The sequence below is a fragment of the Pseudomonas sp. Z1-14 genome (assembly GCF_051132005.1).
In the GTDB taxonomy this organism is placed as follows: Bacteria; Pseudomonadota; Gammaproteobacteria; order Pseudomonadales; family Pseudomonadaceae; genus Aquipseudomonas.
On record NZ_CP071646.1, the window covers coordinates 252707 to 267766 of the forward strand.

Here is a 15060-nt window from a genome sequence, read left to right on the forward strand (position 1 = left end):
CTTTCCCTTACTGGAGATTGGTGAGCTTCTCGATGGCCTGGGAGCCCTTGCTGACGATCTTTGCGGTCATCAGGCTTTCCAGGTGAAAGGAAGACAGCGACCGGTTGGACTGCAACATGTCCTGGGGATCGGCGGTGCGGATGGCCTTGAGCATGTCCCGGTTGGCGCGATCGTCCAGCCGTTGCAATTCGCCGGAGCGGCTGGACAACGAATCGATGATCCTCGCCGCGACGTTGTTTTCACTGTCGGGGGCGGGGGCTTTTTCTCGCATTTGCGCGTTGAACCAGCTGACATCGCTGGTCTCGGCGCCTGCCCGCGCACTGGCGCCAGGTTTGGTTGCGGTGGAAACCACGCTGGTGGTGTCGATGGCTTGTACGGTCATGGCATATCTCCGATTACAAGGTGGGCCTTCAGGCGTACATCAGCCTCAAGACGTTGCGAGCGCTACCCGTCACGCTCAGATGAAACTCGATTTCTTCCCGGCTGCGTCGACCGCGCCGTTGCATGGACGGCTGCTGGCCGGCCAGGCGGGCGAGAGCGAGGTCCAGTTCCTCCAGTGCGAGTTGGAACAGCCGTGTCTCTTGAGACTCCAGCCATGCGCCACAGGCAATCCGTTCGGTCCATGTCCAGTCTTGCCCGTCGAAGCTCGCCGGTGGCGGGTATCGCGACGGGTGCTGGTCCATGAATGCCGCGACCTCGAACAGCAGGTCCAGGTCGTCCTGTTCATAACGCGCCTGGCCTTGTTCTTCGTCGATGTCCAGCAGGGTCAGCAGTTTCCTTCGGCCCAGCACCGCGATGATCTTGAGCAACAACGACAGGCTGGTGTCGTAGCGGTCGCGCCGCGTGGCGCGGTCGCCTTCCAGCTCCCAGGCGCCGAACAGCGCACCGCAGAACGGGTTGTTGGCGTTGCCGAAATCGCTCTGGCTGTCGACGTCGTTATCGCCGATAGGCTGCCGGCGGTGGGCGAGCATCTGCGCCAGGTCGTTGAACAGATCTTCGTTGGAATAGGCATCGTCGCTGTCGACATCGAGGGTGGACCCGGTACCTCCGTTGATCTCCTCAAGAATATCTTCGAGCACCAGATGCAGAGGGGCCTGGGTCTCGGCGGCCAGTCTGTCCTGCGGGGTGGATAAACCTGACCGGGGCTGCCCGCCAGTCGAGCCGTGTTCGCTGCTCCATTGGACGAGCGACTCGCGCAGCCGATCGCTCGCACCGTGCAGCGCCAGGTGCTCGACGACCCGATCCGCCAGGCCGTTCGCAGGCGAGGCCTGGCGCAGTGTCGGGTCGTCACCGAGCAAATCTCTGGTGCTACGAAGGTTGTCTGGCGAATGGATCTGCATCGGGTTTCTCCCTCGACGCGCATGGGATTCCCCGCCGGAGCGGGGCTGGAGCGAGAGGGTCAGAAGCGTATGTTCTTGGATGCCTCCCCCATGGCGGTGATGGCCTTGGTCGCGGTGTCCATCGACCCTGCCGCGATTGCGTTCATGGTGTCGGCAACCAGTTTTTTCTGGTCGAATTGGGATTTCATGGTCGTCATCGCCGCCGACGTGGCGTCCATCTGTTGCATGGCTGCCGTGGAGGCGGCGAGAGAAGCTCCACCAAAACTCATAGTCGTATCTCCGGATTGTGGAATGGCGAGACGATCGTGAACGTCTCGACGAATAAGTGGCGACCGCTGCGAAAACGGTTCCACCAATCCACTCAGCTCGTCGATATTTGCAGGCATTTCATCCGGTAATAGAGCGTGCGGCGGGCGATGCCCAACTCGGCGATGACTTTATCGATGCAGTGATGGTGGCGACGCATGCAGTCCTCGATGAGGATCTTTTCGAACTGCTGCAGGTGCTCTTTGAGCTTGAGGGTCGAGCTGTTGTGCTCCAGCTGCTCGGCGCGGGGCAGTGCCGGCAAGCCGAGCACGTAGCGCTTGGCAGCCGATTGCAACTCGCGGATGTTCCCAGGCCAGGCGTAGCCGAGCAACTGGCGCAACAGCGCTGGCGAAGGCGCGACGTAGGGCTGGTCGAGTGCCTGGGCTTCCCGGCGTACCAGGGATTGGAACAGCGGCACGATGCGTTCCTTGCGGCTGCGCAACGGTGGCAGCTTGAGGCTGATGATGTTCAAGCGGAAATAGAGATCCCGACGAAACTCGCCACGTTCGACCATTTCTGCCAACGGGCTTTGGGCCGAGGCGATCACCCGCATGTCCACCTGGATGTTCTGGGTCGAGCCCAGCCGCTGCACAGTCCTGGACTCCAGGACGCGCAGCAGCTTGGCTTGCAGCCCTAACGGCATGCTGTCGATCTCATCCAGATACAGCGTGCCGTTGTGCGCGGCTTCGACGAAGCCCGCGCGATTCTGGCTGGCACCGGTAAACGCGCCGGTATTGGCTCCGAAGAGTTGGCTCTCCGCAAGGGACTCGGGAATAGCGGCGCAATTGATGGCGACGAACTTGCCGGAGCGGCCGGACATGCGGTGGATTTTTTCCGCCAGCGTGTCCTTGCCAGTGCCGGTCTCGCCGCGCAACAGCACATCGACCCCTAGCGGGGCGACGCACTGGGCAAACGCCTCAAGATTGAGAGCATCCTCTTTCGTGGGAGTGGAAAGTGCAGCGCATAACAACTTTTGCATCACTGACGATTCCATTTTTTGTTTGGTTTAGGAGGGTCGACAAGTAAAACGATGAAAAGGCGTATCCAACTTCCTCGATATATAGCGCCGCCGCGCAATCGCAGGGAAAATCAACATCTTCTGTACGAGGGTTAGAGAAGCGATTAAAGAAAAGTTCACGTAGCGCCGACGGTTGTTAAACGATTCAGCTCGGCAGCCAGAACGCCCCGAAAACCCCTGCGCGACCGGCCTGGTTGGCGTCTGGAGCGAAAATCGGGGGATCTCGGAGGCTTTTCGAAAAATTGGATCCGACAAACGGTTCAGCGCCAGCTCGCTGTTTGAGCAAGTACTCTAGAAAAGAGCAATAGCTCTGATTTTGTAAGGCGCCTACAGACGTTTAAACAATACGTATCGTAGTTGGGTTGGATTAGTTTGAGTTCGACCACGGACAATAACAGCCGACCGCCAACGTGTGAGTCGCATTAACTTCCCGGTCAATATTGAGTGCTTCAAGTATTGGCTCGATAAAGCTGTTGCTCGAGTTGCAAGTCAAGCCTTCGCTGTAAGGCCCGAAGTACGCCAGCTTGCCGCTGCGGTCCCAGATCGCCACGGCGGGGCTGGCGGGAATCTCTGCCGAGCCTGGTAACGCCGTCAGGGGTTTGAGATTGCTCAACGTGCTGGGCAAGTGGCCTTGGCTGCCAGTCTTTTGTACGGAGTAGAACTCGACGCCTTGCGGCGCATATTTGTCGATCAGCTCGGAGAGGTGCTGCTGATTGCCGACGTTGCATGGGCAGGCCGGATCCCAGAAGTGCACCAGGCGGATTGCGCCCGGACCGGCGAGGTCGGCGGGCAGGCGCAGCGGGTCGCCGGAAAACACCGCCGTGTGTTGACTGAACGCCCGGAGGAAACGCCCCTGGAACCAGTCGTAGGCGAACCACAGGATGACGGCGCACGTCAGGGCGAGGAGGCTGGCAAGCAAGGTCGTGCGGTGGGACGGGCGCATGGAGTCGATCCTCTGAAGCCGCGTAGCTTGCCATGGCTGGCGCGACAGATGAATATCGCAGGCGTATAACGCCCGTTTTCGCGCGATGCGCATTTGCCTGGAATATTGATGCCCGCCTCCTTCGACCCCGATCACCTGCGCGCCAGCCTGCAACCCCTGGCGCAGTGGCAACCGCTGTCTGCGCAAGCGCAGGCCTACCAGCAATTCTATGGGCTGGACTTTCCGGCGCGCACCTTGCGCAGGGGCCTGGGACGTTTCGACATTGCCGGGTATGAACTGGTCGGCCAGGTCTGGTGGCCGGAAAAAGCCGTGGGGACGCTGTTCCTCTTTCACGGCTATTACGACCATATGGGGCTGTACCGGCATTTGGTCGAGTGGGCGCTCGATCAGCAATGGGCGGTGATCAGCTGCGACTTGCCGGGCCACGGCCTGTCCAGCGGCGAACGCGCCAGCATCGGCGATTTCGCCGAATACCAGGCGACCTTGCGCGGCTTGCTGGCCGAAGCCGAGACGCTGGACCTGCCGCAACCCTGGCACCTGTGCGGCCAGAGTACCGGCGGCGCGATCGTGGTGGACCATGTGCTGCACCACGGCGCGGACAGCCCGGCCCAGGGCCAGGTCATCCTGTTGTCGCCCTTGGTTCGGCCACGGGCCTGGGGCTGGTCGCGCCTCAGTTATTACCTGCTCAAACCTTTTGTGAGCGGCATCGCCCGGCGCTTCAGCGAGAACTCCAGCGACCCGGATTTCCTGCCGTTCCTGCAGGCCGATCCGTTGCAACCGCTGCGCCTGCCCACTGCGTGGGTCGGGGCGCTGGCGCAGTGGATCCGGCGTATCGAGGCGGCGCCGAGCAGCCCGCGCCAACCTCTGATCGTGCAGGGGCAGGCGGACATGACCGTGGACTGGCGGCATAACCTGCAAGTGTTGCGCGGCAAGTTCGATCGGCCCCAGGTATTGATGTTGCCCGAGGGGCGGCATCACCTGGCGAACGAGACCTTGGCGATACGGCAGGAGATGTTTGAGTTTTTGAGCAAGCGGATGGGCCGGATTCGGCGGTAATCGGGCTATGGCCTTCGCGAGCAGGCTCGCTCCCACAGGGTATTGGGTGTGCTGGGGGACCAGTGTGGGAGCGAGCCTGCTCGCGAAGACGATGCAACAGGCGCTGAAGATTACTGCCCCAGATTCTGCCCCACCGCCAACCCCGCCCGGATCGCCGCCAATGCCGCCTGATAATAAGCCTGGCCCTCGGCCGACTCGGCAAACGTGGCGAATTCTTCCAGTTCGGTATCCGTCAGGTCGCGGTAGACGTACAGCAACGTGTTGTTCAGGTCCGCGCCGATCTGATCCATCAGGCGCTGGCGCTGGCCGTTCAGCATGCCCTGGGCCTGGCCGCCGCCGAGCAGGCCGGGAATCATCGAGCTCAAGCTGTCGGCCGCCACGCCGGCGATCGCCAGGCTGACTTCGGCGCCGGCTTCGCGGGCAGGCAGGGCCTGGGCCAGGTGGCCGATGATCAGCAGGCGATTGTCGCTGGCTTGCATCTTCGGCAGGCCCTTGGCGTTCTTCGCCAGTTGGTCGCGGCGGGTGGCGAGCAGTTCGGCGGCGACGACTTTGCGGCCCAGTGGCGACTGGAAAAAAGCCAGGGCCGGGTTCGGGTCGGCAAGATTGCTGCGCAGTTGCGCCTCGGCCCGCTGGTCCATGGCCTGGGGCGCGAAACGCTGGTTGCTGTTGTTCACCAGCGCCTGGAAGACCGCCGGCGGCAAGCTGTTCTGGTAGCGCTGCTGCGCGGCGCTCAAGGCATCATTGAAATGCGCCCGCTGTTCCGGCCAGCCGGCGACCTTGTACAACTGGTCATAGCTGTCTGCCCAGGCGGGCAATACGCAGAACATCAACAGTGAGAAAAGCAAACGGCGCATAGGGACTCCTGTCAGCAGCCGACTATTCTCCGTGGGGGGCGGGGTCTTGTCGAGAATTCGTATCAAGTTCGTACGACGGTGCTGACAGGCGCAGCCAACCCGCTGCGCGGCGCTGTCGGTTTTGCAGGCACAGGAATACTATGCGCGCCATGCGAATACCTTCTGATCATCCGTTGCTGTTACGTATCGTCGACGACCTGGCCGAGCGCGGGTGGTCGCAGCAGAACATCTTCTTGCCGGATGCGCTCACCCGCGCGCTGGCGGCCGAATGTCGCCAGCGCGCCGCCGAAGGCGAACTGGCTCCAGCCGCGGTGGGGCGTGGGCCGTTTTCGGAAATTCGCGAAGGGGTTCGTGGCGATCGCATCCAGTGGATCGAGCCCGGCCAGGTCGAGGCCTGTGATCGTTACCTGGGGCTGATGGACAGCCTGCGCGAGGCCTTGAACCGGGGGTTGTTCCTGGGCCTGGAGGATTTTGAAAGTCATTTCGCCTTGTACCCGCCGGGTGCGTTCTACCTCAAGCACGTCGACCGTTTCCGCGATGATGACCGGCGCATGGTCTCGGCGGTGCTCTACCTCAATGACGCCTGGCTGCCGGAGCACGGCGGCCAGTTGCGCATGTACCTGGATGAAGGCGTGGAGCATGACGTGGTGCCCACGGGCGGCTGCCTGGTGGTGTTTCTGTCGGGGGATATACCGCATGAAGTCATGCCGGCCACGCGTGATCGGCTGTCCTTGACCGGTTGGTTCCGGCGCCGTGGCAACGAGTTGTTCTGAACATGCAAAAGATCCTTGTCAGCCGCTGCCTGCTCGGCCATCGCGTGCGCTACGACGGTGGCGCCAGCGGGCCGTTCGACTTGCTCCAGCACTGGCTCGACGAAGGCCGCGTCGTGCCACTGTGCCCGGAAGTCGCCGGCGGCCTGCCCACGCCTCGGCCGGCGGCGGAGATTCCAGGCGGCCAGGGCGCGCGAGTGCTCGATGGCAACGCGGCGGTGATCACCACCGAGGGCGAGGATGTGAGCGCGCAGTTTCTGTCCGGTGCGTATCAAGCGCTGGCGTTGGTGCGCGAGCACGGCATCCGCATCGCCGTGCTCAAGGCCAACAGCCCCTCGTGTGGCAACCTGCTGACGTATGACGGCACGTTCAGCGGGGTGAAGGTAAGTGGCGAAGGCGTGACAGCGGCATTGCTCAAGCGCAATGGGGTTCGGGTGTTCAGCGAGCTGGAGCTGGCTGAAGCGGCGTTGGCCCTTCAAGCGCTTAGCGAACTGTAGACGCGTGCGCGGTCGCTCTTGTGGCGAGGGAGCTTGCTCCCGCTGGGCCACGCAGTGGCCCCATTGATTTAGCCTGACCTACCGCAGTGTCTGGTTTTGGGGCTGCTGCGCAGCCCAGCGGGAGCAAGCTCCCTCGCCACGGGGGGATGCTTGCCACAGGAGTTGTGGTGTCTAGAGCTGTTCAGCCAACAGCTCGATCTGTTCCTGTCGTTCGGCCTGGCTCAGTCGTGGCTGGGGATTCAACGACGACCACTGCGGATACGCCCTGGCCTTGCCCAGTGCTTCGGGCAGCTTGCCTTCGCTCCAGGTCTTGTCCTGGGGCGTGGCGATACGGATGCTGTCCATCGCCGCATGGCCGCGTTGGTCGATGGCTTGCAGCAGTTGCCGTTGGCGCAGGGCCAACAGGCGCAGCACGTTGTCATCCACGCTCAGTTCACGTTGGCCCTTGAGCTTGCCGATCAACCGGTCGCCATAGTTGCGGGCCGTTTGCAGCGCGCCGCCGGCAATCGCCCCGGCGAGGGCGGCGGCGCCCAGGGTCAGGCCACCCACCAGCAGGTCGACACCGGCTCCGGCCGCCGCCCCCGCCGCAATGCCGCCACCGACCCGTACGCCCAATTGCTTGAGCGTGTCGGGGTTGAACAGGTCATCACCCCAGCGGCCATCCAGCAAGGGAAGATCGCTGGCCGCCGCATCCTGAGGGCGGAAAGCGTAGAGCTTGAGCAGGGCCTCGACACAACGCTGTTCGCGCTGACGCACCGCGTTGCGCAGTTCGCTGATGGCCTGGCGTTCCAGTTCGGCGTCGCTGGCGACACTGCGCCGGCAAGCGGCGCAATCGATCAGCAATTCGGCAATCAGCCGTCTGGCGCTCTGCTGGCGTGCCAGACGCTGGGCCTGTTGGTCCGCGATCAGCCGCTCCAATTGCCCGCGAGCGCTTTCCAGCAGCAACGCCAGGCTTTCATACAGACGTCGCTCGCCGTCCTCGGGCGGGGCGACGCTGTCGAAACGGACCAGTGCATGCAGGCCCAGCCGCGCCAGGGCTTCGCGCCAGTCGGCTTCACGGTGCTGGGCGCTGCTGACGAAATTGAGCACCGGCAGCAGCGGTTTTCCGCAACTGGCGAGGACTTCCAGTTCATCGCGGTACTTGGCCAACACCGGTTCGCGGGCATCGATCACATAAAGCCCGGCGTCGCTGGCGAGCAACTGCCGCAGCACCTTGGCTTCTTGCTCGAAGCGTTGTCGCGCCTCGCTGCCTTCGAGGAAGCGGGCCAGGCGTGCCGGGCCATCCAGGCGTTCACCGGGACGCTCGAGGCGTTCGAGATAATCGAGCAGGGCGATGGCGTCTTCCAGCCCAGGCGTGTCGTACAACTCCAGCAGCGCCTCGCCGTCCACCGACAGACGCGCGCCTTCGACGTGACGGGTGGTGCTCGGGCGGTGGGAGACTTCGCCGAAGCCGACATCCCGGGTCAGGGTACGCAGCAGGGAGGTCTTGCCGACGTTGGTGTGCCCGACCACGGCGAGCTTCAATGGCTTGATGGCTTCAGTCATGGCCCGTCTCCAGCCAGTTCAACGGCGCGCAGTCGGCGAACGGCAACTGCAGCTGCTGCAACGCGCTGTGCCAGTCACCCAGGCGCTCGACATCCAGTGCTTCGCCGGGCGGCGCCTGCAACAGCCAGACGCGGGTGGCGCTGGCGCTGCGAGCCAGTTCGGCGATCAATGCCAGGCTGCCACGGTCTGGCGAGCGCCGGGGATCGCAGGCAATCGCCAGGCGCGCGGGCGGGAAGCGCGAAAGTTGTTCAAGCAATTTGTGGCGCGATTCGCGGCTGTCGAGGATGCCCGCGCTTTTCACGGTGCCCGGCAGCTTCGGCGGCCAGGGACGTTCATCCAGCTCGATCGCCACCAGCAGCGCGCCGTCGCTTTCCATGGCGCCCACGGCGCTTTCGACTTGATGCAATTGTGCGGGCGCGGCGTCATTGACGCCCAGGCGTTCGCTGCTTGGCATCAATCGCTCACGCAGCTGAGCGTAGCCGGGCAGGTTCAAGTCCAGGCGCAGGCTGGCGCGGCCACGGCGCCAACGCCACAGGCACAACAGCGCCAGGCCCAGGCGCGGCAGCACGCCGTAGACCAGCAGCACGCCCACCAACCAGGCGGCCCAGGCCTGGCGGGCGCTTTCGATGTCCAGCGCGGCGTCGCCGCTGGCGCGGATCATCTCGACACTCGGCACGCTGAAGCCCAGCAGGGCGGGTAACGCACCGAGGGCCTGAGTCATGGCGACGAAGGTCTCGCCACCGAGAATGGTGGTTTCCCATACGAAGCCATAGCGCCGGGTCGCCATCAGCAACAAAACGATGACCAGCGCGCTGAGCATCGCCAGCAACCACAAGCCATTGACCAGCACACCGAGGGCCCAGCGGTTGAGCTTGTGCCGTTGCAGCAACAGCAGCAGGGCCGGCGCGAGTTGCGCGGCCTTGGCGTCGCGGGCGAGTTTTTCGCTGAGCCAGAGCCACAAGCGGCCGAGCGTGGCGCCTTGCTCACCGGCGAACAGCAGGCCCAGGGCCCAGCCGATCAGCAGGATCAGGTTCAGCCCCAACAGACTGCCGAGGGCCCAGAATACGTTGACCGGCGCGCGTCCATCGCCGAGGGCGGCAAAGCCCAGGCCGGCGCCGCTGGCCACGGCGAGCACGGCCAATGCGATCGGCGCCAGCCGTGCGCCTTGCAGCCAGTGACGCAGGGCCTGGACGAGGCCATCGCGCTCGGCCAGCCAGTGGGCGCGATGACGGATGCGCGTGGACAGATCGCCGCCGGCCGCGCGGGCCAGGCGATTGGCTTCCTGGTCTTCGAGCGGGCCGGCATGTTCTTCACGCAGGCGTATCGTCTCGGTCAACCAGAGGTTTTGCAGTTCAGTCACGAGGGCTTCCGTTGCTCGAATGAGCAATCAGCATAACCGCTGTGGCACCGGTCCGGGCCTCTGGTATCCTCGCCGTCATGAAAAAAACTCTTCCCTTAAGCCTGATCGCAGCCCTCGGTGAAAACCGTGTGATCGGCATCGACAACAGCATGCCCTGGCACTTGCCGGGGGACTTCAAATACTTCAAGGCCACCACCCTGGGCAAGCCGATCATCATGGGGCGCAAGACCTGGGACTCCCTCGGTCGGCCGCTGCCGGGACGCTTGAACATTGTCGTCAGCCGCCAGCCGGGCCTGGTGCTGGAAGGCGCGGAAGTCTTCTCTTCGCTGGAGGCCGCAGTGGAACGGGCCGAAGCCTGGGCGCTGGAACAGGGCGTTGACGAGCTGATGCTGATCGGTGGCGCCCAGCTCTACGCGCAGGCACTGGAGCAGGCGGATCGGTTGTACCTGACCCGCGTGGCGCTGAGCCCGGAAGGGGATGCGTGGTTTCCGGAGTTTGCTTCGAGCCAGTGGAAACTGGTGTCGAACCAGCTGAACCCGGCTGAAGGGGACAAGCCGGCCTACAGCTTTGAGGTGTGGGAGAAGCTTTAGAAGCCAAGGCTTCGCGAGCAGGCTCGCTCCCACAGGTAACCGAGTTGGGTCAGGAAATCGGTCAACTGTGGGAGCGAGCCTGCTCGCGAAGGCGATCTACTTGGCGCCACCAATCAAGCGTGCACCAACTCCCCATGCTCCTCGGCATCGAGCAAGGCCTTGTCCGTCTGCTGCATCACCTGGCTGGTAATCGCCCCGGCGGTGATCGAGCCACTGACGTTCAACGCGGTACGGCCCATGTCGATCAACGGCTCGACCGAAATCAGCAGCGCCACCAGCGAGACCGGCAAGCCCATGGCCGGCAGCACGATCAACGCGGCGAACGTTGCGCCACCGCCGACACCGGCCACGCCCGCTGAACTCAAGGTCACAATGGCCACCAGCGTCGCGATCCACACCGGGTCCAGCGGATTGATCCCCACCGTAGGCGCGACCATGACCGCCAGCATCGCTGGATACAGCCCGGCGCAACCGTTCTGGCCGATGGTGGCGCCAAACGATGCGCTGAAGCTGGCAATCGCCCGGGGAATGCCGAGGCGGCTGGTCTGGGCTTCGATACTCAGGGGAATGGTCGCCGCGCTGGAGCGGCTGGTGAAAGCGAAGGTCAGCACCGGCCAGATCTTGCGGAAGAAGCGCAACGGATTGATCCCGGCAGCGGACACCAGCAGGCCGTGGACTACGAACATCAGCCCCAGCCCCAGGTACGACACCACCACGAAGCTGCCGAGCTTGATGATGTCCTGCAGGTTGGAGCCAGCCACCACTTTTGTCATCAGCGCCAGTACGCCATACGGGGTCAGTTTCATCACCAGGCGCACCAGGCGCGTCACCCAGCTTTGCAGGGTGTCGATGGCGTTGATCACTTTCTGGCCTTTCTCTGCGTCATCCTTGAGCAATTGCAACGCCGCGACACCGAGGAACGCCGCGAAGATCACCACGCTGATGATCGACGTCGGCTTGGCCCTGGCCAGGTCGGCGAAGGGGTTCTGCGGGATGAACGAAAGCAGCAGTTGCGGGATATTCAGGTTGGCGACCTTGCCGGCGTAATCGCTCTGGATCACTTGCAGCCGTGCCTGCTCCTGGGTTCCGGCCACCAGGCCTTCGGCAGTGAGGCCGAACAGGTTGGTCAGAGCGATGCCGATCAGGGCGGCGATGGCGGTAGTGAACAGCAGCGTGCCGATGGTCAGGAAGCTGATCTTGCCCAGGGACGAGGCGTTGTGCAGGCGGGCCACGGCGCTGAGGATCGAAGCAAAGACCAGCGGGATCACGATCATCTGCAGTAACTGCACGTAGCCGTTGCCCACCAGGTCGAACCAGCCGATCGAGGCTTTGAGTACCGGGTCGCCTGCGCCATAGATCGTGTGCAGCGCGATACCGAACACCACGCCCAGGACCAGCGCCAGCAGCACCTTTTTGGCCAGGCTCCAAGTGCTGTGACGGGTTTGCGCCAAGCCGTACAGCAAGGCGATGAACACCAACAGATTGAGGATCAGCGGAAGATTCATGAAAAACTCCGAAAAGACTTTGCCAGCCGCCAAGCGTCGCGACTGTGAGCCGGAAAGCCTAACAGCCTGATATCTAAAGAATTAATACTTAAAAAGAATGTTTACTGTCGCTTCTGGAATAAGCGTTGACGCCCAGGGGTATGCCGCTGGCGTTATCGAGACGCAAGCGGTCGCGCACAGGCGAGATCTGTCACAGGCATTTGTTAGCGTCGAGCTCCTACAACCTGGGAGTAAATGTCGATGAAGCTCGTACCTCGCTTGCTCGCTGTCGCTATAGGCCTGGGCCTCGCCGGCCAGGCGCTCGCCACTGACCTAAAGCATTGGCCCGCGGAACAGGCCAAGGCGCTGGAAGCGATGATCGCGGCCAACGCCAACAAAGGTAACTACGCGGTGTTCGACATGGACAACACCAGCTACCGCTACGATCTCGAAGAATCGTTGCTACCGTTCATGGAGAACAAGGGGCTCATCACCCGGGAAAGCCTGGACCCGTCCTTGAAGCTGATGCCATTCAAGGACACCGCCGACCACAAGGAAAGCCTGTTCAGTTATTACTATCGATTCTGCGAAGTGGACGACATGGTCTGCTACCCGTGGGTGGCCCAGGTGTTTTCCGGCTACACCCTCAAGGAGCTGAAGGGCTACGTCGATGAGCTGATGGCTTCCGGCAAACCGGTACCGACCACGTATTACGATGGCGACAAAGTGGTCCAGTACAACGTCAACCCACCGAAGATATTCACCGGGCAGGCCGAGCTGTACAACAAGCTGATGGAGAACGGCATCGAGGTCTATGTCATGACCGCCGCTTCCGAAGAGCTGGTGCGCATGGTTGCCTCCGACCCGAAGTATGGCTACAACCTCAAGCCGCAGAACGTCATTGGCGTAACCACGCTGCTCAAGGACCGCAAGACCGGCGAACTGACCACCGCCCGCAAGCAAATCACCAACGGTAAATATGACGAAAAGGCCAATCTTGGCCTGGAATACACACCGTATCTGTGGACGCCGGCGACCTGGATGGCCGGCAAGCACGCGGCGATCCTGACCTACATCGACGAATGGAAAAAACCGGTGCTGGTGGCTGGTGACACGCCGAGCAGCGACGGCTACATGCTGTTCCATGACGTAGACGTGGCCAAGGGCGGCATCCACTTGTGGGTCAATCGCAAGGATAAATACATGACGCAGATAAACGGCATGATGGCCAAGCACGCGGCCGCCCAGGCCAAGGAAGGACTGCCCGTGACAGCGGACAAGAACTGGGTGATCGTCAAGCCGGAAGATGTCCAGTAAACCGGATCAGTTACGGCTTCCTCGCCACAGGGGATATCTCTGGTCCAATAAAAATGCCCCGCACTTGGCGGGGCATTTTTATGTGGCTCGGGGCGCTTACAACCCGTCAAGCATCGCCTTGTCGCGCACCGCACCCTTGTCGGCACTGGTGGCAAGCAGGGCGTAGGCCTTGAGGGCGGTGGTGACTTTGCGCGGACGCACTTCCACCGGCTTCCAGCCTTTGCTGTCCTGTTCGACGCGGCGTGCAGTCAGTTCCTCATCGCTGATCAACAGATTGATCGAACGGTTCGGAATGTCGATCAGCACCTTGTCGCCATCGCGCACCAGGCCGATGGCACCGCCAGCCGCTGCTTCCGGCGAAGCGTGGCCGATGGACAGGCCCGACGTGCCGCCGGAGAAACGGCCGTCGGTCAGCAGCGCACAGGCTTTGCCCAGGCCCTTGGATTTCAGGTAGGAAGTCGGGTAGAGCATTTCCTGCATACCCGGGCCGCCCTTCGGACCTTCGTAACGAATGATCACGATGTCGCCGGCTTTCACCTCGTCGGCGAGAATCCCGCGCACGGCGCTGTCCTGGCTTTCGAAAATCTTCGCGTTGCCTTCGAATACATGGATCGACTCGTCGACGCCGGCGGTCTTCACCACGCAGCCGTCCAGGGCAATGTTGCCGTACAGCACGGCCAGGCCGCCTTCCTTGGAGTAGGCGTGCTCGACGCTGCGGATGCAGCCGTTCTCACGGTCGTCGTCCAGGGTTTCCCAACGGGTCGACTGGCTGAACGCGGTTTGTGTCGGGATGCCCGCCGGGCCGGCCTTGAAGAAGTGATGCACGGCTTCGTCGCTGGTCTGGGTAATGTCCCACTTGGCGATGGCCTCGGCCATGGTCTTGCTGTGTACGGTTGGCAGGTCGGTGTGCAGCAGGCCGCCGCGGGCCAGCGAACCGAGGATGCTGAAGATCCCCCCGGCGCGGTGCACGTCTTCCATGTGGTACTTCTGGATGTTCGGCGCGACCTTGCACAGTTGCGGCACGTGGCGGGAGAGGCGGTCGATGTCGCGCAGGTCGAAATCGATCTCGGCTTCCTGGGCCGCGGCCAGCAGGTGCAGGATGGTGTTGGTCGAGCCGCCCATGGCAATGTCGAGGGTCATGGCGTTCTCGAACGCCTTGAAGTTGGCGACGTTGCGCGGCAACACTGAATCGTCGTTTTCGCCGTAGTAGCGCTTGCACAGCTCGACGATGGTCCGGCCGGCCTGCAGGAACAGCTGTTCGCGGTCGCTGTGGGTGGCCAGAGTCGAACCGTTGCCAGGCAACGCCAGGCCCAGGGCCTCGGTCAGGCAGTTCATCGAGTTGGCGGTGAACATGCCGGAGCAAGAACCGCAGGTCGGGCAGGCGCTGCGCTCGTACTCGGCGACTTTCTCGTCGGATGCGCTGGAGTCGGCGGCGATCACCATGGCGTCCACCAGGTCCAGGCCATGGCTGGCGAGCTTGGTCTTGCCAGCCTCCATCGGGCCACCGGACACGAAGATCACCGGGATATTCAGGCGCAGGGCAGCCATGAGCATGCCGGGGGTGATCTTGTCGCAGTTGGAAATGCACACGATGGCGTCGGCGCAGTGGGCATTGACCATGTATTCGACCGAGTCGGCGATGATCTCGCGGCTGGGCAGCGAATACAGCATGCCGTCGTGACCCATGGCGATGCCGTCGTCCACGGCGATGGTGTTGAATTCCTTGGCAACCCCGCCGGCGCGTTCGATTTCCCGTGCAACCAGTTGGCCCAGGTCCTTGAGGTGAACATGGCCTGGAACGAATTGCGTGAAGGAGTTGGCAATGGCGATGATCGGCTTCTTGAAGTCGTCATCCTTCATCCCCGTGGCGCGCCACAGGGCACGGGCGCCGGCCATGTTGCGGCCATGGGTGGATGTTTTCGAACGGTAATCAGGCATGGAGCACTCCGGGCGGCTAATCAGGTACTTATCAGGTATCAA

15 protein-coding genes are annotated in these 15060 nt (G+C 62.8%); 5 read left to right on the top strand and 10 right to left on the bottom strand.

Going from position 1 to position 15060, the window contains the following annotated elements; translation table 11 throughout:
• Positions 1–7 precede the first annotated feature (7 nt).
• From sctI to J3P89_RS01250, 5 genes are all read right to left on the bottom strand, one after another.
• Entirely contained in the window at positions 8–382 is a 375-nt protein-coding gene (sctI, locus tag J3P89_RS01230) for a type III secretion system inner rod subunit SctI (protein ID WP_305498116.1), read from the bottom strand.
• A gap of 28 nt (positions 383–410) precedes the next feature.
• Positions 411–1340: a type III secretion protein gene (locus J3P89_RS01235; protein ID WP_434696504.1), complete on the bottom strand. Its 930-nt coding sequence runs from the start codon at positions 1338–1340 to the stop codon at positions 411–413.
• Positions 1341–1399: 59 nt separating this feature from the next.
• Positions 1400–1609 carry a hypothetical protein gene (locus J3P89_RS01240; RefSeq protein ID WP_003206573.1) on the bottom strand — a complete coding sequence of 70 codons (210 nt, stop codon included), beginning with the start codon at positions 1607–1609 and terminating at the stop codon, positions 1400–1402.
• Between the two features lie 92 nt (positions 1610–1701).
• Entirely contained in the window at positions 1702–2625 is a 924-nt protein-coding gene (locus tag J3P89_RS01245; RefSeq protein WP_434602147.1) for a sigma 54-interacting transcriptional regulator, read from the bottom strand.
• 406 nt (positions 2626–3031) lie between these two features.
• Entirely contained in the window at positions 3032–3607 is a 576-nt protein-coding gene (locus J3P89_RS01250; protein WP_434696505.1) for a DUF6436 domain-containing protein, read from the bottom strand.
• Between the two features lie 108 nt (positions 3608–3715).
• Between J3P89_RS01250 and J3P89_RS01255 the strand changes: the two genes are divergently transcribed.
• Complete coding sequence (locus tag J3P89_RS01255; RefSeq protein WP_434696506.1) at positions 3716–4663, top strand: alpha/beta hydrolase; 948 nt, start codon at positions 3716–3718, stop codon at positions 4661–4663.
• Between the two features lie 110 nt (positions 4664–4773).
• On the opposite strand, the gene J3P89_RS01260 is transcribed toward J3P89_RS01255, so the two are convergent.
• Positions 4774–5517 carry a DUF2059 domain-containing protein gene (locus J3P89_RS01260; protein WP_434627313.1) on the bottom strand — a complete coding sequence of 248 codons (744 nt, stop codon included), beginning with the start codon at positions 5515–5517 and terminating at the stop codon, positions 4774–4776.
• Positions 5518–5657: 140 nt separating this feature from the next.
• Here J3P89_RS01260 and J3P89_RS01265 point away from each other — a divergent pair, with 140 nt between their 5' ends.
• The gene (locus J3P89_RS01265; RefSeq protein WP_434654904.1) at positions 5658–6290 is read left to right on the top strand and encodes a 2OG-Fe(II) oxygenase; all 633 of its coding nucleotides are present in this window, start codon (positions 5658–5660) and stop codon (positions 6288–6290) included.
• A gap of 2 nt (positions 6291–6292) precedes the next feature.
• Positions 6293–6784 carry a DUF523 domain-containing protein gene (locus tag J3P89_RS01270; protein WP_434696507.1) on the top strand — a complete coding sequence of 164 codons (492 nt, stop codon included), beginning with the start codon at positions 6293–6295 and terminating at the stop codon, positions 6782–6784.
• A 171-nt stretch (positions 6785–6955) separates the two neighbouring features.
• On the opposite strand, the gene J3P89_RS01275 is transcribed toward J3P89_RS01270, so the two are convergent.
• Both J3P89_RS01275 and J3P89_RS01280 read right to left on the bottom strand, forming a co-directional pair.
• On the bottom strand, positions 6956–8329 hold the full coding sequence (locus tag J3P89_RS01275) for a GTPase/DUF3482 domain-containing protein (protein ID WP_434696508.1): 1374 nt from the start codon (positions 8327–8329) through the stop codon (positions 6956–6958).
• Positions 8322–9689 (bottom strand): DUF2868 domain-containing protein, encoded by a 1368-nt coding sequence (locus J3P89_RS01280; protein ID WP_434696509.1) that lies wholly within the window; start codon positions 9687–9689, stop codon positions 8322–8324. Before J3P89_RS01280 ends, J3P89_RS01275 begins: the two co-directional genes overlap by 8 nt.
• 77 nt (positions 9690–9766) lie before the next feature.
• On the opposite strand from J3P89_RS01280, the gene J3P89_RS01285 reads away from it, so the two are divergent.
• Complete coding sequence (locus J3P89_RS01285; RefSeq protein ID WP_434627323.1) at positions 9767–10279, top strand: dihydrofolate reductase; 513 nt, start codon at positions 9767–9769, stop codon at positions 10277–10279.
• A gap of 113 nt (positions 10280–10392) precedes the next feature.
• Here the strand turns inward: J3P89_RS01285 and J3P89_RS01290 are convergent, their stop codons facing one another.
• Positions 10393–11784, bottom strand: a complete 1392-nt coding sequence (locus J3P89_RS01290; RefSeq protein ID WP_434673049.1) for an L-cystine transporter — start codon at positions 11782–11784, stop codon at positions 10393–10395.
• A gap of 240 nt (positions 11785–12024) precedes the next feature.
• Between J3P89_RS01290 and J3P89_RS01295 the strand changes: the two genes are divergently transcribed.
• Positions 12025–13080, top strand: coding sequence for a haloacid dehalogenase-like hydrolase (locus tag J3P89_RS01295; protein WP_434696510.1), 1056 nt, complete (start codon positions 12025–12027; stop codon positions 13078–13080).
• A gap of 96 nt (positions 13081–13176) precedes the next feature.
• On the opposite strand, the gene ilvD is transcribed toward J3P89_RS01295, so the two are convergent.
• Positions 13177–15018 carry a dihydroxy-acid dehydratase gene (gene ilvD / locus J3P89_RS01300; RefSeq protein WP_434696511.1) on the bottom strand — a complete coding sequence of 614 codons (1842 nt, stop codon included), beginning with the start codon at positions 15016–15018 and terminating at the stop codon, positions 13177–13179.
• Positions 15019–15060 lie beyond the last annotated feature (42 nt).

Bases quoted from the DNA above. Each gene is read 5' to 3' on its own strand.
- sctI (WP_305498116.1), bottom strand. From the start codon at position 382: ATGACCGTACAAGCCATCGACACCACCAGCGTGGTTTCCACCGCAACC.
- J3P89_RS01235 (WP_434696504.1), bottom strand. From the start codon at position 1,340: ATGCAGATCCATTCGCCAGACAACCTTCGTAGCACCAGAGATTTGCTC.
- J3P89_RS01240 (WP_003206573.1), bottom strand. From the start codon at position 1,609: ATGAGTTTTGGTGGAGCTTCTCTCGCCGCCTCCACGGCAGCCATGCAA.
- J3P89_RS01245 (WP_434602147.1), bottom strand. From the start codon at position 2,625: ATGCAAAAGTTGTTATGCGCTGCACTTTCCACTCCCACGAAAGAGGAT.
- J3P89_RS01250 (WP_434696505.1), bottom strand. From the start codon at position 3,607: ATGCGCCCGTCCCACCGCACGACCTTGCTTGCCAGCCTCCTCGCCCTG.
- J3P89_RS01255 (WP_434696506.1), top strand. From the start codon at position 3,716: ATGCCCGCCTCCTTCGACCCCGATCACCTGCGCGCCAGCCTGCAACCC.
- J3P89_RS01260 (WP_434627313.1), bottom strand. From the start codon at position 5,517: ATGCGCCGTTTGCTTTTCTCACTGTTGATGTTCTGCGTATTGCCCGCC.
- J3P89_RS01265 (WP_434654904.1), top strand. From the start codon at position 5,658: ATGCGCGCCATGCGAATACCTTCTGATCATCCGTTGCTGTTACGTATC.
- J3P89_RS01270 (WP_434696507.1), top strand. From the start codon at position 6,293: ATGCAAAAGATCCTTGTCAGCCGCTGCCTGCTCGGCCATCGCGTGCGC.
- J3P89_RS01275 (WP_434696508.1), bottom strand. From the start codon at position 8,329: ATGACTGAAGCCATCAAGCCATTGAAGCTCGCCGTGGTCGGGCACACC.
- J3P89_RS01285 (WP_434627323.1), top strand. From the start codon at position 9,767: ATGAAAAAAACTCTTCCCTTAAGCCTGATCGCAGCCCTCGGTGAAAAC.
- J3P89_RS01290 (WP_434673049.1), bottom strand. From the start codon at position 11,784: ATGAATCTTCCGCTGATCCTCAATCTGTTGGTGTTCATCGCCTTGCTG.
- J3P89_RS01295 (WP_434696510.1), top strand. From the start codon at position 12,025: ATGAAGCTCGTACCTCGCTTGCTCGCTGTCGCTATAGGCCTGGGCCTC.
- ilvD (WP_434696511.1), bottom strand. From the start codon at position 15,018: ATGCCTGATTACCGTTCGAAAACATCCACCCATGGCCGCAACATGGCC.